This window comes from Cupriavidus sp. 2SB (assembly GCF_005503625.1).
Classification (GTDB): Bacteria; Pseudomonadota; Gammaproteobacteria; order Burkholderiales; family Burkholderiaceae; genus Cupriavidus.
The window spans coordinates 67,974-88,701 of sequence record NZ_SCMX01000017.1; the positions used below are offsets into that span (position 1 = coordinate 67,974).

General features: G+C 64.9%; 13 protein-coding genes. 4 read left to right on the top strand and 9 right to left on the bottom strand.

From position 1 onward, the window contains the following. The first annotated feature begins 25 nt into the window (after positions 1-25). On the top strand, positions 26-3,808 hold the full coding sequence (locus tag FFS21_RS10710; protein WP_137924812.1) for an autotransporter outer membrane beta-barrel domain-containing protein: 3,783 nt from the start codon (positions 26-28) through the stop codon (positions 3,806-3,808). Between the two features lie 73 nt (positions 3,809-3,881). Here the strand turns inward: FFS21_RS10710 and FFS21_RS10715 are convergent, their stop codons facing one another. The 5 genes from FFS21_RS10715 to FFS21_RS10735 all read right to left on the bottom strand — a co-directional run bounded on the left by FFS21_RS10715 (position 3,882) and on the right by FFS21_RS10735 (position 11,243). Further along, on the bottom strand, positions 3,882-6,323 hold the full coding sequence (locus tag FFS21_RS10715) for a cytochrome P450/oxidoreductase (RefSeq protein WP_137924813.1): 2,442 nt from the start codon (positions 6,321-6,323) through the stop codon (positions 3,882-3,884). A gap of 23 nt (positions 6,324-6,346) precedes the next feature. Continuing rightward, positions 6,347-7,333 carry a Bug family tripartite tricarboxylate transporter substrate binding protein gene (locus tag FFS21_RS10720; protein ID WP_137924814.1) on the bottom strand — a complete coding sequence of 329 codons (987 nt, stop codon included), beginning with the start codon at positions 7,331-7,333 and terminating at the stop codon, positions 6,347-6,349. 133 nt (positions 7,334-7,466) lie between these two features. Beyond that, positions 7,467-8,174 (bottom strand): glutathione S-transferase N-terminal domain-containing protein, encoded by a 708-nt coding sequence (locus FFS21_RS10725; RefSeq protein ID WP_137924815.1) that lies wholly within the window; start codon positions 8,172-8,174, stop codon positions 7,467-7,469. 120 nt (positions 8,175-8,294) lie between these two features. Beyond that, a complete protein-coding gene (locus FFS21_RS10730; RefSeq protein ID WP_137924816.1) occupies positions 8,295-9,758 on the bottom strand; it encodes a short-chain fatty acid transporter in 1,464 nt (487 codons plus the stop codon). A gap of 18 nt (positions 9,759-9,776) precedes the next feature. Further along, positions 9,777-11,243: an amidase gene (locus FFS21_RS10735; protein WP_171020373.1), complete on the bottom strand. Its 1,467-nt coding sequence runs from the start codon at positions 11,241-11,243 to the stop codon at positions 9,777-9,779. 157 nt (positions 11,244-11,400) lie between these two features. Between FFS21_RS10735 and FFS21_RS10740 the strand changes: the two genes are divergently transcribed. After that, positions 11,401-12,282, top strand: coding sequence for a LysR family transcriptional regulator (locus FFS21_RS10740; RefSeq protein WP_137924817.1), 882 nt, complete (start codon positions 11,401-11,403; stop codon positions 12,280-12,282). Here FFS21_RS10740 and FFS21_RS10745 read toward each other — a convergent pair. After that, complete coding sequence (locus FFS21_RS10745) at positions 12,279-13,163, bottom strand: LysR family transcriptional regulator (RefSeq protein WP_346811230.1); 885 nt, start codon at positions 13,161-13,163, stop codon at positions 12,279-12,281. The genes FFS21_RS10740 and FFS21_RS10745 overlap by 4 nt on opposite strands. Positions 13,164-13,273: 110 nt before the next feature. Here FFS21_RS10745 and FFS21_RS10750 point away from each other — a divergent pair, with 110 nt between their 5' ends. Continuing rightward, positions 13,274-14,023: an SDR family NAD(P)-dependent oxidoreductase gene (locus tag FFS21_RS10750; RefSeq protein ID WP_137924819.1), complete on the top strand. Its 750-nt coding sequence runs from the start codon at positions 13,274-13,276 to the stop codon at positions 14,021-14,023. A gap of 54 nt (positions 14,024-14,077) precedes the next feature. Continuing rightward, positions 14,078-14,677: a hypothetical protein gene (locus FFS21_RS10755; protein WP_137924820.1), complete on the top strand. Its 600-nt coding sequence runs from the start codon at positions 14,078-14,080 to the stop codon at positions 14,675-14,677. Between the two features lie 55 nt (positions 14,678-14,732). On the opposite strand, the gene FFS21_RS10760 is transcribed toward FFS21_RS10755, so the two are convergent. The 3 genes from FFS21_RS10760 to FFS21_RS10770 all read right to left on the bottom strand — a co-directional run bounded on the left by FFS21_RS10760 (position 14,733) and on the right by FFS21_RS10770 (position 20,647). After that, positions 14,733-15,689 (bottom strand): glycosyl hydrolase, encoded by a 957-nt coding sequence (locus FFS21_RS10760; RefSeq protein WP_137924821.1) that lies wholly within the window; start codon positions 15,687-15,689, stop codon positions 14,733-14,735. Between the two features lie 120 nt (positions 15,690-15,809). Continuing rightward, positions 15,810-17,939: a di-heme oxidoreductase family protein gene (locus FFS21_RS10765; protein ID WP_137924822.1), complete on the bottom strand. Its 2,130-nt coding sequence runs from the start codon at positions 17,937-17,939 to the stop codon at positions 15,810-15,812. 386 nt (positions 17,940-18,325) lie between these two features. Next, on the bottom strand, positions 18,326-20,647 hold the full coding sequence (locus FFS21_RS10770; RefSeq protein ID WP_137924823.1) for an FdhF/YdeP family oxidoreductase: 2,322 nt from the start codon (positions 20,645-20,647) through the stop codon (positions 18,326-18,328). Between the last annotated feature and the right edge of the window lie 81 nt (positions 20,648-20,728).

Here is a 20,728-nt window from a genome sequence, read left to right on the forward strand (position 1 = left end):
ATCCCGGCAGCGCAGGGAGATTCCGATGTCCGAATCGAAGCGTTCCCGACGTTCGCCATCCCCAACGCCTTATCTCGGCATTGCCTTGCTCGGCCTGGCCCTGCCTGCACCGACGCGTGCGCAGGGATCGTGCAATATTCCGCTGGGCGGCACCTACACCACCACGGTGGCATGTACACCGGCCGTCCGCACGGCGGCGTCCCTCCAGACCCTTGATGGCGCATCCTTCTCATCGGCCTCCGGACCCAGCCTGCGTGTGTACGGCCAGCAGGCCGATGCGACGATTTCGGTGTCTGGCAGCACGGTTTCCAATGCCAGCGCCATCGCAGCCAACGCGATTGGCGCGCAGGTCAACGGCGGGCTGGGCAACGCCACGATCCGCTTCTCGGGCGGACCCACCTCGGTCACGGTGTCGGGGGCCGCAGCGCTCGATGCGGTCTCCGTCATCAACAACACCCTCGGCAGCAGCCTGATCGACGTGGCGGCGGGTACGCGGCTGGACATTCGCAATGAGGTCATTGGCGACGAGCACGACGGCATCGAGATCAACGCCCCAGGCGGCGGCAATGCCACGGTGACGCACAACGGAACCGGCACCATCTCAACGGCTGGCGGCAACGGCGTGTGGATCAAGGCAACGGGGGCAGGCGAGACTTCGGTGCAGATCGGCAGCGGCGTGTCGATGGTGATCGACAACACCGGCACGATACTCAACGACAACGCCGAGGAACCCGGTCCCGAGGCGGGCGCCGCGAATCACGCAGGCATTCGTGTGCGCCAGGCCACCACCGGCGCGGTGTCCGTCAACAACGCCGCTGCGATCCAGGCAATTGCCGAGAACGGCATGGGTATCCTCGTCGAAGGGGGAACCGTCGGCGCCACCACCATCGTCAATACCGGTGCGATTTCCACCGATGGCACGGCTGGGTCCGCGATCCGCACGGGCAGCAAGGGTGGCGACATCGCGATCCGCAACGCCGGACGGCTGTTCACCACGGGCATCAATGGCCATGGCATCTACGTCAATCCGTCGCCCGGCAATGTGCAGATCGAGAACACGGGCGAGATCGCGGTGGGTAGCGCCGCCGCACTCGACGGTTCGCGCGGCATCTACGTGATTGCCACGGGCGCGGGCAACGCCACGATTACCGGCACGGGCGATATCACGGTGCTCGGCAATGCCGCGACCGCACGCAGTTTCGGCATCACGGCGAGCGCGGTCAACGGCAATGTGGGCATCGACTATAGCGGCGCGTTTTCCGTAGCGGGCTTTGGCGCCGCCGCGATCCGCGCGCATTCCACCAACGGCGAGGCGACCGTCAACTACACCGGCGCGCGGATCGAAACGTTCCACAGCAATGCCAACGGCATCTACGTCACGAACGATTCCACGACTGCGCTGGCATCCATTGCCGCGAGCGGGGTCATCGTCACGCACTCGGATGCCGGTACGGGCGATGGCTCAGGTGCCGGGGCATTCGGCCTGCAGGCCACCACGCGCGGCGGCCCGGTGTCGGTGCGCTTCACGGGGACGAGCATCGACGTGAACGGCTCGGGCGCGGCCATCGTGGCGGGTAGTGCCACTGGCACGGGCAACACCGGCGAAGGCACGGTCACCATCGAGAACGCCGGCGCGCTGACGGCGCGTGGCAACCTGCAACGCGGCATCTGGAGCTTTTCGCGTACGGGTGCGCAGACCATCACGAATACGGGCGCGATCCAGACGCTCGGCAACTTGTCCTCGCAAGGCATCTACGCGGTGGGCACCGGCGCTGCCGATATCACGGTGGCAAATGGTGGCGCGATCACCACGCGCGGCGTGGACTCATCGGGTATCGACGCCACGTCGGTGGGCGGCAGCGTCGACGTATCGAGCACGCAGCCCGTTCAGGGCGGATGGAGCACGAGTGCGGGCATCAGAGTGGGCGGCGCCACGCAGCGCGTCCGCAACGGTGCGAGTCTTGGGGCGCTGAGCGATTTCGCAGTGGCCGCGGATGCCGGGTCGGCGGGCAACCTGTCACTGGTAAACGCAGGCCAGATGACCGGCGTGGTCACGGCATTCACGTCCGCCTCGACGATCGACAATACGGGCACATGGTATCTGCGCCGCTTCGCGGACCTGAACGGCTCGGGCGCACGCGATATCTGGCGCGTCGCGGTATCGAACCTGGGCACGAGTGGTGCCAATGTCGTGAACAACAACGGCACGCTGTGGCTCGCGGCGCAACCGGGGGCAGATGGTGCGGTACGCAGCCCGGCGGATGCCATTGTCTACTTCGACACGACCAACGCCTATTTGCCGCTTGGGCAGGCAGCGAACACTCCCACGCTGGGCGGTGCGGTGCAGGGACAACTGCTTGGCGTGAATACCTTCAACAACGCTGGCACGATCGACCTGACCGGTGGCGGCACGGCGGTGGGCAACGTGCTGGTCATCACGGGCGGACAGACTGCGGGGGCGAATGGGGGCGGGCAGTTCGTGTCGAACGGCGGCGCGCTGAAACTCAATACGGTGCTTGACGAAGGCGGCGCCGCGAGCCGCTCGGACATGCTGGTGGTGGATGCCACGTCCACGGGTGCAGGCGGCCCCACGCGGGTATCGGTGACCAATCGCGGCGGCGATGGCGCGTTGACGGTGGCCAGTGGCATCCCGTTGGTCGAGATCATGAACAAGTCTCCTGCCGCGAGCGATCCGAATGCGTTTGCGCTGAACGGCCGTGCGGTGGCGGGCGCGTACGAGTACCGGCTGTTCCGTGGCGACCAGAACGGTGCCAACACCGATGTCTGGTATCTGCGCTCGGAGCGCAGTGTCGATCCCACACCGCCCAGCCCGCCGCAGCCGCTCTATCGTCCCGAGGTGGGCGCGTATCAGGCCAACCAGCGGCTGGCGGGCCAGATGTTCGTCCATAGCCTGCATGACAGGCTTGGCGAGTTGCAGTTCGTCGAGCAGCAAGGCTTCGATCCCGCGCAGGATAAGCCGCGTGCCGCCTGGCTACGCGCAGTGGGCAACTGGCAGGGGGCGCGCAGCAAGGATGGTGTGTTCAAGACATCGACCGATTCGTTCCTGCTGCACGGCGGCCTGGAACTTGCCCGCTGGCGCGAAGGCCCGAACACCGATCGCGGCCATGCGGGGTTGATGCTCAGCTATGGCACCGCCACGACCGATGCCGAAGCCCTGGGCAACGGCTTCCGCGCCAAGGGCAAGGTCGAAGGCTGGAGCGTGGGAGCCTACGGCACGTGGTATCAGAACGACGAAAAGAAGCTCGGGGCCTATGTCGATACGTGGTTCCAGTACGGCTGGTTCACGAACCGCGTGCAGGGCGACTTGCTGCCGAGCGTGAAATACAACGCGCAGGCCCTGGCGCTATCGGGTGAGGTTGGCTATGCGGTGCCAATGCGCGATGGCTGGGTGGTGGAACCACAGGCGCAACTGATCTACGCGCACTACGACGAGGATGATGTCACGGAGCCGAACGGCACGCGTATCCGGGGCGCCGATTCGTCGGGGTTGATTACCCGGCTTGGCGTGCGTACGCATCGCACCTGGGAGCGCGAAGATGGCAAGCGCGTGCAGCCCTATCTCACGCTGAACTGGTGGTACAGCAATACGGACAGCACCATCTCGTTCAATCAACTGCCGGTGGACACGATGTATCCGCATAACCGGTTTGAAGTGAAGCTGGGTGCAAATGTCGATCTTGGAAAGCGGCTGACCGGATGGGCCAATGTGTCGGGGTCGTGGGGGCAGCAGGATTACTACCAGTACGCGGTCAGGGTGGGGGGTGGGAGGATTGTGTTGGGGTTGTGAGGCGCCACGTTCTCGCTCGGTTTTCTCCCCTCTCCCGCTTTGCGGGAGAGGGGCGGGGGAGAGGGCCAGCGGTTCAAATTGCGACACGATCGGCAAGCAGAGCCTCCTGCCCTCTCCCCCAACCCCTCTCCCGCTCGCGGGAGAGGGGAGCAAACCAAGCGGGATAGTTAAGCAATTTCACTTCCACGCATACCTCACCCCCCACCGCCCTGGAACAACAAGACATCATCCGTCGATTCCCCTCGCGCTCGGCCCTTGTCAGCACCACATCCCGATGATCGATGTCACCGGCCAGCACCTGCACCTCGCACGATCCGCATAGTCCTTCCTCGCAGTCGCTTTGCACGTCGATGTTGGCGCAGCGTAAGGCCGTCAGCAGCGTCTGGTCTGCAGGCACTTCCAGCGTCAATCCCGAATCCTTGAGTTCCACCGTGAACGCCTGCTCCTTCGATGGATCGAGCGTGCCCAGCGTCGAGCTGAAATGCTCCACGCGCAGTGCGTCTTCGGGCCACGTTGCGCAATAGCCTTCGAGTGCATCGACCATGCGTGCCGGACCGCATGCGTAGATCTGCGTCACATGGTCGGGCTGCCCGAGAATCTGCGCGAAATTCGCGCGGCCGTTTTCATCGCCGACATGAAGCTGCAGACGATCCCCATGCAACGCCACCAGTTCGTCGAGCATCGCCATGGCCGCGCGTGAGCGTCCGCAGTAGTGGAACGTATAGTCGATGCCGAGCGCCTGTGCGCGTCTTGCCATCGCACTGACAGGTGTCACCCCGATACCGCCGGCAATGAAGATCGCCTTGCGGCATCCTTCATCAAGCCGGAAATGATTGCGCGGCCCGCGCACCTTGATGCGATCCCCCGCGCGCAGGTTCGCATGTATCCATGCCGAGCCGCCACGGCTTTCGGGTTCGCGCAGCACCGCCACTTCGAACGCTGCGGAGTCCGCTGGGTCGCCGCACAGCGAATACTGCCGTGAAATCCCGGTGTGTCCGCACTCGACATCGATATGCGCACCGGGCGCCCAGCGGGGCAGGGGTCTGCCATCCTGCGAGACCAGACGCAGCTTCACCACGTCGATGGCGGCGGGCGTGACCGATTCCACGACGAGCGTGCGGCCCACGCTGCCACCCGTGGGCTCACCAACGCGCACCGCATCGCGCGGTGCAAGCACCGCAGGATTCGTCCGCTCGGGATTCCGCGCCGGGTCCCATTCGACCCACAGATGTTCGGGACCCCGGAAAGAGGTGTTGGGTACGTAGGTGAACTGCTGCTCGGCCAGCCGCAAATGAGGCAGCCGCGCCGTCAGTTCCTCCAGGAAGACCTGCATCTCCATGCGAGCGAGGTTCTTGCCCATGCACTGGTGCGCGCCGTAACCGAAGGTCAACTGATCGCTGGCATTGTCGCGATGGATGTCGAGCAGATCCGCATCGGCGAAGTGCCGCTCGTCATGATTGGCCGACGAGGTGACGATCAGCAGCTTGCTACCCACTGCAAGCCGGATGCCGCCCACATCGGTATCGCGCGTCACAACGCGGCGCCATGCAGCCACCGAGCCGTTGTGCCGCAGGCATTCCTCCACGGCATTGGGAATCAGCGCAGGGTCTTCGCAGATCTCGCGCCAGACATCGGGATGCTGCAGCAACAGCTTGATCGCATTGGCCGATGCATTGGCCGTGGTCTCGTGCGCGGCCACGATGCCCGCCATCATCATCGAGTGCAGATACGAATCGGTGACCACGTCGGGTTGTTCGTGCTGGCGTCGGATGCCGTACTGCATCCATCCCGGACCCGAGGGGTCTTGCCGCATCTTGTCGAGAATGCGCCCGGCCAGTTGCCAGAAGTTGCCCACGGCATGTGCCACGGCTACCTGTTCCTCGGGCTTGGGCCGGCCCCACGTATTGACCGTATGCGCAATGGAATACTGCCGCAGCAGATCCATGTCTTCCTCGGGTACGCCGAGAAAATGCAGCGCCACGGTCAACGGCACTTCCCACAGCATCTGGTCGACCAGATCGGCGCGGCCATCGTCGATGAAGCGGTCCACATACTCGCGCGTGAGTTGCCGCACCATTGGTTCGTGATGCGCAAGTTCGGCGGGCGTGAACGGCTCCATCAACGCACGGCGGCGCGGCATGTGCGCGGGCTCGTCCTCGTTGACGAGCGTGCGGTTCATCGCATACCCGTACGAGGCCAGCACGGCATTGGCCGCGTCGCCGGTGGGCGTGATCTTCTCCAGCGCGATGGCGGGGCTGAACGTGATGTTGTCGCGAAAGATCGCCTTGATGTCGTCGTAGCGCGTCACCACCCAGTAGCCCAGCTTCGGGCTGTAGAACACGGGCTCCTGTTCGCGCGACCAACGCACATAGTCGGGCGGGTCCTGCTGATAGCCATCGGTGAACGGATCGAAGGCTGCCGCGTCATGGCTGATGGGGCAGCCATTCGGCGCGCACAACGCGGTGTGGTCGATGGGGCAACCAGAGTGTGTGGACTGGCTGGTGGACGAGTTCATGCGCGGTACTCCAACTTCCATCATCAATCGAGCGAGATCTTCAGCTCCTGGATCAGACGTGTCCAGCGTACGGTTTCGCCGCGCAGCAGTTCGCTGAACTGTGCCGGGGTGTTGCCCACGGGCTCCACGCCGAAGTCCACCAGTTTCTTGTTGATGGCCGGGTCCTTGATCGATGCCACCACCTGACGGTTCAGCGTGTTGATCACCTCGGGAGACGTGGCGGCGGGCACCACCATGCCGACCAGCGCGGCGGCTTCCACATTCTTGTAGCCGAGTTCGGCAAAGGTCGGCACATCCGGCAACTGCGGCAGGCGCGTGGCATTGGCCACGGCCAGCGGTCGCACCTTGGCACCCTTGATGAAGCCTGCGCCCGCCGCGAAATCGACCATCATCGCCGGGATCTGGCCGGCGGCAACATCGGAGAGTGCGGGCGCCGCGCCTCGGTAGGGCGCGTGGGTCATCGTCAGGTGCGCTTCCACCTTGAGCAGTTCCATCGCCAGGTGGTGCGGGCTGCCGGCACCGGCCGATCCATAGTTCACGCCGCCGGGCGTGGCCTTGACCTGCGCGATGAACTCCTGCGCGGTCTTGGCCGTGGTGCCGGGGCCGACGACGAGGATCATCGGAAAGCGGCCCAGCAGCGTCACAGGCGCCAGATCCTTGGCCGGGTTGTACGAGAGCGTCTTGTAGAGCGCGGGGTTGAAGACGAGCGTGCCGTTATCGGCGGACAACACGGTGTAACCGTCTGCTGCGGCGCGTGCGGTTTCCGAAGCGCCGATGGCAGTGTTGCCGCCCGGCTTGTTGTCGACCACTACGGGCTGGTTGATGCGTGTGGTCAGGCCCTGTCCGATGGTGCGCGCGAGGAAATCCGATCCGCCACCGGCAGGGTAGGGCACGATCCAGCGCACTGGCTTGGACGGGTACGCATCGGCAGCATGGCCCGGTGCGGCTGCGACGGCGAGGAAGCTGAAAAGGGATGCAGCGAGCAGCGCGAAGGGCTGGCGGCGGGGCATGGATGTCGTCTCCTTGGATATGGCCGCTCGATGTTCGAAGGCGGCGGCCTGTTATCCGCAGATCATATACGCATTGCCCCGCTCGCTGCGGTGCGGGAGAACCCCAAGGAAGCGGGGGCACAAGCCCCCGTGTTTACTCGGGTCGCTTCGGGATATTGACTGCGCGCTGTACTGTGGGACGTGCGTTGAATACGTCCAGCACGCGGGAGACTTCGGGCAGGTCCTGGATGCCGACGAGGTCGCCAGCTTCGTAGAAGCCCAGCAGGTTGCGCACCCATGGGAACGTGGCGATATCGGCAATGGTGTAGTCGTCGCCCATGATCCACTGGCGGCCCTTGAGGCGTTCATTCAGCACCTTGAGCAGGCGCTTCGATTCGGCCACGTAGCGGTCGCGCGGACGCTTGTCCTCGTAGTCCTTGCCGGCGAACTTGTGGAAGAAGCCCACCTGTCCGAACATCGGCCCGATGCCGCCCATCTGGAACATGACCCACTGCAGCGTTTCATAGCGCAGCGCCGGATCGGCGGGAATGAACTTGCCGGTCTTCTCGGCCAGATACACGAGGATGGCACCGGATTCCCATAGCGCCAGCGGTTTGCCGCCGGGGCCATCGGGGTCGATGATGGCGGGGATCTTGTTGTTCGGATTCAGCGACAGGAATTCCGGCGAGTTCTGGTCGTCGCGGTCGAAACGCACCAGTTGCGGCTCGTAGGGCAGGCCGGTCTCTTCGAGCATCAGCGAGACCTTGATGCCATTGGGTGTATTCAGCGAATACAGCTGCAGGCGCTCGGGATGCTGCGCCGGCCATTTGCGGGTGATCGGGAAAGCGGACAGATCGGCCATGACGTGAGGTTCCGTATGCAGGAAGAGTGCGAAAGCGCCTATGGTAATGGCTTTACGCGGAACCTGCCTGGCAGCACTGCGCAGTGCCCGCCTCGGGATCGACCCGGGCGGGCACCGATGCTAGGGCAGCACGGGTGGCACGTAGGGCAGTGTCCGCGCCAGCAGCCAGAGCAGGATCAGTACCACGGGCGTATGGGTCAGAAACTGCGCGAACGTAAATCCCACCAGGTCGCGCGCCTTCAACCCCAGGATGCCCAGCAGCGGCAGCATCCAGAACGGATTGATCAGGTTGGGCAGCGCCTCGGCGGCGTTGTAGATCTGCACGGCCCAGCCCAGATGCACTTGCAGGTCATTGGCCGCCTGCATCACGTAGGGCGCCTCGATGATCCACTTGCCGCCGCCCGAGGGCACAAAGAACCCCAGCACGGCCGAGTAGATGCCCATCATCAGCGGGAAGGTCTCGCCTGACGAGATGCTGACGAACAGCGTGGACAGGTGATGCGACAGCGAGGCCCCGTCCGTGCCCTGCGCCATGGTCAGCATGCTGGCGATGGCACCGTAGAGCGGGAACTGGATCAGCACGCCCGTGGTGGCCGGCACCGCTCGCGCCACCGCATCGAGGAAACTGCGCGGACGCCAGTGCAGCAACATGCCGATCAGCAGGAAGATCAGGTTGTAGGTGTTGAGTCCAGAGATCGCCACCAGCAACGGCTTGCCCGACAACTCGTGCCATACCCATCCGGCCCCGAGCGCCACGATCACCAGCGTCAGCAGCGGGCTGTGTTCCAGCCGTTCGCCGGGCCGAGCGCAGACTGGCGCGGCGTGAATGGGTGGCTCGATATCGACGCCTAGGTCGGCGGCAGTGCGGGCGCGTGCGGGGGCGGGTGCGGTCCAGTAGGCGATCAGCGTGGACAGCACGAGTAGCACGGCGGTCACCACCAGGCTCTGCCAGAGAAAGATGGTCTGGCTGAATGGGATGACGCCGGTGATCTTCAGCAGGCTCGCCGGCAGGCTGGCCGGGTTGGCCTGCAACTGCGCGGCGGACGAACTGAGTCCCATCGCCCACGTGGCGCCGATGCCGAGGTAGGCGGCTGCACCGGCAGCGCGATAGTCCATGCGCAATTCGGTGCGGCGTGCCAGTGCCTTGGCCAGCAGCCCGGCAAAGATCAGGCTGATGGCCCAGTGCAGCAGCGAAGCCACCACACTGACGAACGCCACGTAGGCCACCGCCGAGCGGCCATTGCGCGGAATGCGCGCGGCACGCTCCACCAGCCGCGCCATCGGCGGCGAACTGGCAATCACGTAGCCAGTGATCGCCACCATGGCCATCTGCATCGTGAACGGGATCAGGCTCCAGAAGCCGTTGCCGAAGGCCACCGACACCGATCCGGGGGAGGCACCGATCGCCATCGCCCCGATGGCCACGGCGAGTACCGTCAGCGCGACGAAGACATAGGCATCGGGATACCATTTCTCGCACCACGCGGTGACGCGCAGTGCCAGGCGTTCAAGGGCCGGTGCATCGAGGTCGGCAGCGACGCTCCGCACGGCGGTGCCGGCGGTAATTTCATTGTGTATCGACATGACCGCATCTCCCGTTGCCTATGCCTGCTTCACTTGCGGCGCACGCGGCACCTGCGTGCCCATGCCGCACATTTGCTCCAGCAGATGCGCCGCCGCGAGCAGGTCGAAATCGCCGCGCGGACGACCGACCAATTGCAGGCCCACGGGACGGCCATCCGAGGTGAGGCCCACCGGCACCGAGATCGCCGGACAACCGGTCAAGGTGAGCACGAACGTGAGATACATCCAGTCGATGTAGGAAGTCAGCGGCTCGCCGTCAATCTCGGTCGGGAAGCGCTGCGCCACGGGGAACGGTGCGACGGCCACGGTCGGGCACGCGAGCACATCGTAGTCGCCGAAGAACGCGGCCACGCGCTGGAACAGTTCGCCGCGCAGGCGGTCGGCACGCGCCACATCCGCACCGGTCTGCTGCAGGCCCTTTTCAATGTTCCAGATGATCTCGTCACAGATGCGTGCACGGTGCTCGGTGAGCAGCGGGCCGCGCACGGCGGCTACGAGGTTGGCACGCAAGGTCTGAAACGCTTCGAACGCGCCGCTGAAATCGGGATGCGCGGCCTCGACCTCGGCGCCCACATCCGCAAAGCGCAGCGTGGCCTGGCGGCAAATCGCTGCCACTTCGGCTTCGACCTTGCCGATGCCGAGATTGGTGGAGAACGCTACGCGTGCCGGGGCACGTGGTGCGGCGATGGCCTGGGTGAATGGCACGGCAGGCGCGGGCCACGACAGCGGATCGCGCATATCGAAATGCGCCTGCGCGTCGAGCATCAGTGCCACATCGGCCACGCTGCGTGCCATCGGTCCTTCCACCCAGAGCGGGTCGTAGGGCATCACCGATGCAGGGCGCGGCACGCGACCCACGCTCGGGCGCATGCCGACGATGCCGCAGAAGCTGGCGGGAATGCGCAGGCTGCCGCCCAGGTCATTGCCGGTGGCGAGCCACACCATCCCCGCGGCCAGCGCCGCTGCCGATCCGCCCGACGAACCGCCTGCGGAGCATTGCGTATTCCACGGGTTGCGCGTGGCACCGAACACCGTGTTGAAAGTATTGGCACCCGCAAACTCGGGCACATTCGACTTGGCGAGCGGGATGGCGCCGCGCTGTTCCAGATTGGCGACGGTCAGGTCGGAGTGGGCCACCACGTTGTTGGCGAAGATCGGTGAGCCATAGGTGGTGGGGGTGCCGGCCAGGTCGTTGTAGTCCTTCACGGCGATGGGCAGGCCCGCGAGCCATCCGGGTGCTTCGGACACGGCAGGGTCGGCCTTCGGAAAGTGCCGTGCCGCTGCGCGCGCCGCCTCGAAATTGCGGATCGGCAGCGCGTTGACCACGGGGTCCACGGCTTCGATGCGGGCGATGGCGGCGTCCACGAGATCGAGCGGGGACAGTTCGCGCCGCCGGAGCAACCGCACGGCCTCGGTGGCGCTCAGCGTACAGAGGCTGTCGGTGGTGGCGTTGTCGTTTTCATTGATGGCAATGCTGGGGGTCATGCCTGTCTCCTGTCTGTTGTCGTGGCCCTGCGGCGCCGCGGTGAGGGAGGGCTGACTTGTGGCGCCGGGACGTTTTGCAGAATAATGGCCGCACCAACGGGGCGGAAATCACATCTGCTGATGACGCCCATAAGCTTTGCTAAGCCCCCCGCAGCGTATGGATATCCGCCAGATTCGCACCTTCGTCACCGTTGCACGGTTCGGCAACGTCACCCGCGCGGCCGAGGCGCTGCACGTGACCCAGCCAGCCGTCAGTGGACAGTTGCGCCAGTTGGAGGAGTCGCTGGGGCTGCAACTGTTCGCCCGCACGAAATCCTCGGTAACGCTCACACAGGCAGGACAGGAGTTGCTGGCGCGCGCCGAGAAGGCGCTCGAAGCCTATGGCGATTTCATGCATGCGGCCAAGGCGCTGCAGGGCCATATCGAAGGCGACCTGCGCATTGGCGTGGTGCTGGTCGATCCGGCATTGCTGCGCGTGGGGCAACTGCTGGCGGTGCTGGTGCGGGAATGTCCGGCCTTGCGGATCGACCTGCAGATGGGGCGCACGCCGTGGCTGGTGACGGCGTTGCAGGGCTCCGAGATCGACGCTGCGATCATGCTCGCGCGATCCGCGCCCAGCGGCTGCGGTATGCAGGTATTGCAGTCATTGACGTTCCGGCTCGTGGCGCCTGCGGCATGGGCGGATAGGGTGGCATCGGCTTCGCCCGCGCAACTGGCCAGCCTGCCGTGGTTGCGCATGACGCCACGCAGTGCCCATCAGGAGCTGATGGCCGAGATACTCGCCAAGGCGGGCATCGTGCCCATGGAAACCGTGCTGGCCGACCACGAACTGCTGATTCGCGAACTGGTGGTGGCCGGTATCGGCATCGGACTGCTGCGCGAAGATCTGGCGCAGGATGCGCTGGCCGCAGGAGAGATCGTGTTCGTGGACGAGCATCGCGCGCAGACCAACGTCGCGTTCGTGTACCCGGAGGAGCGCGAGAACGAACCGGTGATCCTGGCCGTGCGCGAGGCGTTGCGGGAAATCTGGCAGCCCTAACTCACGGACTGGTCTTTCAACTCGGCCGCGAGGAAGTCCACGAATACCTTTGCCCGCGCAGGCAGGCGACGCCCAAAGCCATGCAGCACCTGCAGTGGCACGGGGCGCAACGCCACCCGAGGCAGCACGATGCGGAGTTGGCCCGCATCAAGGTCCGATTGCACGGTCGTTTTCAGTAACTGGGCGATGCCGAGACCCTGCAGCGCAGCGGTCTTGAGCGCGTCGCCGTTGTCCGCGTCGAACACACCCTGCGATGGCGGCCACGGACCATCGACGAAATCGAGCGGTATCACGTCGCCGCGCAGACGGTAGCGGACATGGTGGTGTTGCGCGAGGTCCGCGATGGATGCCGGTTCGCCATGCCGGTCGAGATAGCCGGGGGAGGCCACGAGCACCAGCGGCATCTGCCCCAGCGGCTTCGCGTGAAGCGTGCTGTCGGCGGCATGGCCGGCGCGCAACGCCAGGTCGAATCCTTCGCGTACGAGATCGACGTGCTGGTCTCCGAGACTGATGTCGAGGGAAAGACGCGGATGCCTCGGCAGCAGCTTCTGCGTGATGGCCCCGAGCAGCGCACGGCCGAGGTCGCCGGGCATGCTGACGCGCAACCTGCCTGACGCGGCGTTCGATGTCGCCAGCACTTCGCTGGCTTCCTCCAGTCCACGTACGAGTGGAGCGACACGGTCGTAGTAGGCGCGTCCCTCCGCTGTGAGCAGGAAGGCACGTGTGGATCGCTGGAAGAGCCGAACCCCGAAACGGGCTTCGAGGCGCGAGATGCTTTTAGACACCGCGGAAGGTGTGGTGCCGAGCAGCTTGGCTGCGGCGGTAAAGGAGCCGGCTTCCACCGCGCGTACGAAGGCGGCGAGTCCGTGCAGGCGTTCCATCGACATTGATGACAGATTGGCACAAGTGAAGCGTCCATTGTAGGTCTCCCCGAGACTGTCCGCTGCCCATAGATTCCATGCCGGAACCATCAACATTGGAATCACGGATCATGAAACAACTTGAAGGCAAGGTAGCCGTTGTCACAGGCGGCAATAGCGGTATCGGTTTTGCCATGGCCAGCCGGTTTGTGCAGGAAGGGGCCAGCGTGGTGATCGTGGGGCGTCGTGCCGATGCCGTAGAGGCTGCCGTGCAGCAGTTGGGCGCGCAGGCCATTGGCGTGACGGGCGATATTGCCGACCTCGGCACGCACGACCGCGTGGCCGCGCTCGTGGCGGCGGAGTTCGGCGGGGCAGACATCTATGTGGCCAATGCGGGCATGAACACGATCACCCCCTCCGATCAGGTCGGCGTGGAGGAATACGACATCCAGTTCGCCACCAACACGCGTGCCGTGTTCTTTGGTGTGCAGAAGATCGGGCCGTTGATGCGGCGCGATGGCGCCATCCTGCTGGTGAGCTCCATTGCCAGCGGCAAGGCGCTCGATGGCCATGCGGTCTATGCGGGCAGCAAGGCCGCCATCGAGGCGTTTGCGCGAAGCTGGGCGCTGGAGTTCAAGACGCGCGGCATTCGCGTCAATGTGATCAGCCCCGGCCCCGTCGATACGCCGATTCTCGCCAAGCTGGGCGTGGCGGCCACGGAGCGCCCGGCTTTCGAGGCGATGATGGCCGGTGCCATCCCGCTTGGCCGCATGGGCAGGGCTGAGGAGGTGGCCAATGCGGCGTTGCTGCTGGCGGGCGGCGAGGGCAGTTTCATCACGGGGGTGAACCTGCGCGTGGATGGCGGTATCGGCCTGGCCTAAAGTTGCCGGACTGGAAAGCCGTAGAATCTCCGGATATCTCTGGAGAATGACGGAATGAAGGCAGTAGTCCTCGCCACAGCCCTGCTGCTGGCATCGGCGGCACACGCGCAAACGCCCATCGAGACGGCGGCACAGGCGACAGGCAACATCGCCGCGCCGCTGGGCCTGGAACTGGGCAAGACGCGCTGCGCCCGCATCACGCAGGGTCCGAACCATGTGCGGGCGGGCAAGGCCGCCTGGGCCGGTGGCGATGCCATCGAGATCCGCAGCCTGGACCGGTTCAACCTGCCGGGGCTGACGCGGGTCATCGTCAATTGCGACGCCCAGGACACCGTGGCGCTGGTTACGCTGACTTTCGAGCGCACGGCGTTCGAGGACACGCGCAACAAGCTGGATAAGCGCTACGAGGTCAAACGCAAGACCGATGCGAATGCCGAGAACGGCTACGCCGAATGGCTGGCCACCAACGGCAGCATCGAAATGCTCCACGCCAAGGAAGGCCGCCAGTTCACCGTGGCGTATTGGGGGAAGGGCGCCAAGGCGCGCTACTTTGCGTACAACGGCGGCGCGGCGAGTGCGCCTGCAGTGAAAGCGAAGGCCGCCGACAAGACGCCTGCTTCCGCGCCTGCTGTGAAACAGCCCGCAGCACTGTAAAGACGCGGCACAAAGTCAATGGCCCGCCGTGCAATGCACTGGCGGGCCATATTTTTTAGAACGGTAGCGTCAGGTAGTACTTGCCCAGTTCCGTCAGTTCGCCATCGGCGGCGAGCAGGCTCGTGTAATGGGTGTCATTGTTCCAGCGTCCCGTGAACCATGCATAGCGGAACACGTCCGTACGCTGCTCGCAGATGGCCACCATCTCCTGCATCTGGCGCTTCTGCTTCTCCACGGTATCGATCTGCGCACCATCGTTGTTGCTGTGCCAGTTTGCGAACTCGGTCACCCAGAACGGTTTGCCATACTTCGCCAGCCGGTCCAGTTGACCGCCCAGCCCGTAGTCGTACCAATGGAAGGCGAGATAGTCGATACGCGGATCGCGATTGGCATTGGCCGCACGATACGCGGTGTAGAACGCATCGAGCCACACTACGGGGTCGGCATAGCCGGGCATCGTGCCCCATGTGATGGTCGGGCCCACGAGCTTCACACCGGTACGCGCGGCGATGCTTTCGTAACGCGGCCATGCGGCGGCTGCGGCAGCAGGCGTGAGGTTGGCCTGATCGGTCAGGTTCGGCTCGTTGAGCAGCAGCACGTACTTGACCTTCGGATGCGCGAGCAGCCAGGTCTCCACGGCCGTGGCATCGAAGTTGTCGTTCCACAGCATCGGCATGAAGTCCATGGCGTAGGCCGTGTCGGCATCGGCAGGCGCCGCCGCATTGGGCCGCGATGCCCAGTTGTACCACCACGAGATACCCGGCGCCAACGCCACGAAATCGGCCTTGCTGGCAAGGTCGTAGGCAATGCCGCGCTTTGCGCTTTTGGTGACGCCCGGCGTGGCGACGGGCGGTGTGGTTACGGGGTTGGTGTTGGTGCCGTTGTTGCCATTGTTGCCGGTGGGCGTGTTGCCGGAGCCGCCGGAGATGGGACCGCTTTCACCGCCACCGCAGGCGGCGAGGGCGAAGGTGAGGCATAACGTGGCGAGGAAGCGAGTGGATGGGATGAGCATTGTCGTTTCTTCCGGATATTTTCTTTTCCCGCTGGGTTTGCTCCCCTCTCCCGCTTCCATTTATTTCCCCTCTCCCGCTGTGCGGGAGAGGGGAGCAAAAACTGGAAGAGAGAGAGTTGGTTACAGCGAATTCAAAAACGCCCCAATCGCATCCCGATCCGCCTTCGGCAGTGCCTCATAACGCGTACGCGCATCCGTGGCTTCGCCGCCGTGCCAGAGCACCGCTTCGGTGTAGTTGCGGGCGCGGCCGTCGTGCAGCAGGCGGACGCTGGTTTCGTCACCCTGGATGAAGCGCAGCGAGCCGATGCCCCACAGCGGCGCGGTACGCCATTGCTGCGGATAGGCGCGGCTTTCGGCCAGGGTGTCGGCCAGGCCCGGACCCATGTCGTGCAGCAGCAGGTCGCTGTACGGATGGATGGTCTGCTCGCGCAGTTCCGCAAACGGATGGTTGTTGCCCGTTTTCATGGTCGGCGTGTGGCAGGCCACGCAGCGGATTTGCGCGAAGAGGTCGCTGCCGCGCGCGATCTGCGCGGGGTTCACGTCATGCTCGGGCGAGACGCGTACGCCATCGGGGAAGCCGCTGCGCAGCTTGCGCTGGGCCGGCACGCCAATCAGCGAGAGGTAGTGCGTCATGCGCTGCAGTTCGTTCTCGGTGACCGAGGGCGCGACGGTGGAGCCACGGCAATCCGATGCGCCACGCTGGCAGCCGGGGCTCGGGAACATCGGCGAGGTGACCCCCATGTCCTTGATCAGCGCGTCGGCTACCTGCTGGCGAATGCTGGCCTTCGATGCCTTCCAGCCGAAGCGGCCCACGTGCGTCTTGCCCGTCTCCGGATCGACGATCAGGTTGGGCACGCCCTTGATGCCGTCGCCATTCGCATCGTTCGGATCGGCTTGCGCCAGGATGGTGGCTTCAGGCAGCGCTTCCAGCAGGCCCATGCCGATGACCTGCGGCGCCTGCCGTGCCGAGAAGCGTGCGGGCACGGGTCCCTTGAACGTGAAGACCGGCTTGACCAGTTCCACCTTCTCGCCATCGGGCAGCGTGCGCACCGTGGTTTCGAACGAGTTCGCCGTCACGTCATACGCCGGTGCCGTGGCACTTTGCGCGTGCTGCTGCACGTTGTTGCCGTACGTCGCATCGGGGCCGCCTTCGGCATTGGCGGTCAGAATCGACATCGTGTCGAGCTTGGCCGTCAGCGACAGCGGCTTGCTGCGGCCGTTGTTGGTGTGGCACTCGATACAGCGCGGCTGGTTGTAGCGTGCGCCAAGCTGGCCGATGTGCGCGGTGAAGACCGGATTGTCCTTGTCGTGCTCCGAGTGCGTGCCATCGGCAAACGAGGTGTGGAACAGGCGGCGGCCCTCCACAAAGCGCTGCGTATTGGCGATGCCGATATTGTTCGACATCTGCTGGAACACGCGCATCGGCTCCTCGGAGTAGTTGTACGAGATGCTGGCCGTGCCGCCAAGCAGCGTGTCGTCAGGCAGCGGCGCGGAATCCAGGTTCGGGGCGATGCCGTACCACGGGCGCATGCCCACACCCACCACGTAGAGCTGTTCGAACGAGTAGTAGCGGCTGCCGCCACCATCCACCACCGGATCGCGTTTCAGGCGCGGCGCCGGTGCCAGTTCGATGGGGTCGCCGATCTTGAGCGGGCTGTGCGGATCGGTGCGCCAGTTCGAATCGAAGACGATCATGCAGTCTTCCTTCGGCTGTCCTTCGCGGCAGATCGGCAGGCCGCCTTCCTTGGCGTTGTTGAAGCCGGTATTCATGGCCCAGCCGTAGTCGCGCACGTTGGGGTCCAGCACGTTGCGGAACAGGCTGAATGTGGTGCCGTCGAAGATGCCCTGGTTCACGCGCAGGTACATCTCGATCTTCTGGCGGCCCGCTGGCACGCCGTCGCGGATCTCGATCCCGAACGTGCGGTTCTGGAAGTAGAACGTGGGGAACGTCAGGTAGCGGCCGGGCCCCGCATCGGGGGCGGTCCATGCCTCGCCGCGCTCGCGGGCGTGGCGCTCGGTGGGGCGCGATCCCATGAGCGTCACGAGCGTGCCATCGGCTTCGCGATACTGGATCTGCTCCATCATCGGCGTGTCGGCCGCGAACAGCGGAGTCCATGCCTCGGTCGGGGTGGAAGACGTAGGCGGGGGCGTGCCGCTTCCGCCATCGCCACCGCCGCCGCAGGCGGTGACTGTCAACAACGTGGCCAGCAATAGCGCCGGCACACGGCAATACGCGTGAGGTTTCTTCATGTTATTGACCCTTCGTTCCCTGTTCGCGAACCATTCGGTTTCGGAGTACTTCTCGCCGTGGCGATGACCTGCATGTCGTCGGCTTCTTCAGCCGGGGGCGATTATCGACAGGGCGATTTATAGATGTCAATTGTCATGATTTGGCGCACGCGGTGACAAATTTTGCGGGCCGGGTGACAGGTCGCGTCACTTGGCGAGGGCGCGCCATCTGGCGGCAGGCACGCGCCGTGCAGACGTAAAAAAGGCCGCAAAAAGCGGCCTTGGAACAGGGTAAAGGGTGATTGCCACCCTGCGCGGAAAAGCAACACTGCGGCAGCACTGCGACTGGACTGCAGTCCAGATGTCACTCTTCAAGCGTTTCAGTGAATGCTTGTCGGCGTCAAGGATCAGTCGTCCAATGGCCGCTGCATCGCGGAGCGCTCCAGCAGCACGGGGATCGATTTCGACGTGGGCGTGTTGCAGAGATCGGCCACGCTATCGAGCGGCACCAGCGGATTGGTCTCGGGGTAGTAACCGGCGATGCAGCCGCGCGGAATGTCATAGGCCACGATGCGGAAGCCATCGGCGCGCCGCTCGATGCCGTCGTGCCAGACGGTGTGCATGTCCACCCAGTCGCCATCGGCAAAGCCCAGCATTTCGATGTCGGCGCGATGCATGAAGACCACGCGCCGCTGGCCGAACACGCCACGGTAACGATCGTCGAGCGCATAGATCGTGGTGTTGTACTGGTCGTGCGAGCGCGTGGTCATCAGCACCATCATGCGCTCGCCGTGCAGCGCGCGGGCGCGGGCGATGGGGGTATCGGGAATCAGCGGGTTGATCAGGAACTCGGCCTTGCCTGAGTGCGTATGCCATTCACGCTCGCGCGCCGGCACGTGCAGGTGGAAGCCACCCGGATGCGCCACGCGCGCGTTGAAGTCTTCGAAGCCGTCGATGACCTCGGCGATCTTGTCGCGAATCCGTGCGTAGTCCGCCGCGTACCAGCGCCAGTCCACGGTGGCGCTGCCCAGTGCGGCGTGCGCCAGCCCGGCCACGATGGCGGTCTCGGACATCAGGTTCTCCGAGGCCGGCGTGTTCATGCCGTACGACAGATGCACCTGCGACACCGAATCCTCGACGGTCACGCCCTGCGGCACACCGTTCTGGCGATCGATCTCCGTGCGGCCCAGCGTGGGCAGAATCAGCGCCGTGCGGCCATGGATCAGGTGGCTGCGGTTGAGCTTGGTGGCGATATGCACGGTGAGGTCGCAGGCACGCAGGGCTTCCCACGTGCGCGGCGTGTCCGGCGTGGCAGCGGCGAAGTTGCCGCCGAGCGCGATGAACACGTTCACCTCGCCACGCAGCATGGCGTCGATGGTATCCACCACGTCGTGACCATGCTCGCGCGGCGGATCGAAATGAAAGGCTGCGCCGAGCTTGTCCAGAAACGCGGGCGTGGGCTGTTCTTCGATGCCAACCGTGCGATTGCCCTGCACATTGGAGTGTCCACGTACCGGGCACAGGCCCGCGCCAGGACGTCCGATGTTGCCGCGCATCATCATCAGGTTCGACAGCAGTTGAATGGTCTGCACCGAGTGCTTGTGCTGGGTGAGACCCATGCCCCAGGTGCAGATCACGCGCTTGCCGCGTGCATAGATGGCGGCGAGCCCTTCGATCTCCGCACGCGGCACGCCGGATTCGCGTTCGATGACGTCCCAGGGTTCGGCGCGCAGGTCGACGGCGAAGGCGTCGAAGCCGCGCGTATGCGTGGCGATGAACTCGGTGTCGAGCACGCGCGGCTGGCTGGCGGCTACGGCATCGTCGTCGAGTTCCAGCACGTGCTTGGCCACACCACGGATCAATGCGAAATCGCCGCCCAGCGTGGGACGCACGAAGACCGAGCAGATCTCGGTGCTTCCATTTGTCAGCATTTCCATCGGACTCTGCGGACTCGTGAAGCGCTCCAGTCCGCGCTCGCGCAGCGGATTGATCGACACCAGCGTGGCGCCCCGCTTGGCGCAATCGCGCAACTCGCCCAGCATGCGCGGGTGGTTGGTGGCGGGGTTCTGGCCGAACAGCAGGATGGTGTCGCAATGCTCGAAGTCGTCGAGCGTCACGGTGCCCTTGCCCACGCCAACCGTCAGCGGCATGCCCCGGCTGGTGGCCTCGTGACACATGTTCGAGCAGTCGGGAAAATTGTTGGTGCCCACCATGCGCGCGAACAGCTGGTAGAGGAACGCGGCCTCGTTGCTGGCGCGCCCCGAGGTATAGAACGCAGCCTGATTGGGATCGCGCAACGCACGCAGCCGCGCGCCGATCGTCGCGAATGCATCGTTCCAGGAAATAGCCTGGTAGGTGTCGGAAAGCGGATCGTAGATGACGGGATCGGTGAGGCGGCCGTGTTGCTCCAGCTCGTAATCGGTCTGCGCCATCAGCGATGCCACCGTGTTCTGCGCGAGGAACGCCGGCGTCACGCGCTTGCTGGTGGACTCCGCCGCCACGGCCTTGACGCCGTTCTCGCAGAACTCGAACGTGGAGGCGTGTTCGCGGTCTGGCCATGCGCAGCCAGGGCAGTCGAAGCCATCGGGCTGGTTCTGCCGGAACAGCATGCGGTAGTCACGGCCCGCCACACGCTCCTTGAGCAGGTTGATGGCGACGTACTTCAGCGCCCCCCAGCCCGCTGCCGCGTGGGTATAGGGTTCGATTCGGGGTTTGGACCGTTGTGCCATGACGCGTGCTCCTGCCTGTTCGGATGATGTCGTGACCGCAGCGTAGTGGCTGAGGAGGCGGCACCCTTCCTTGCATACCGA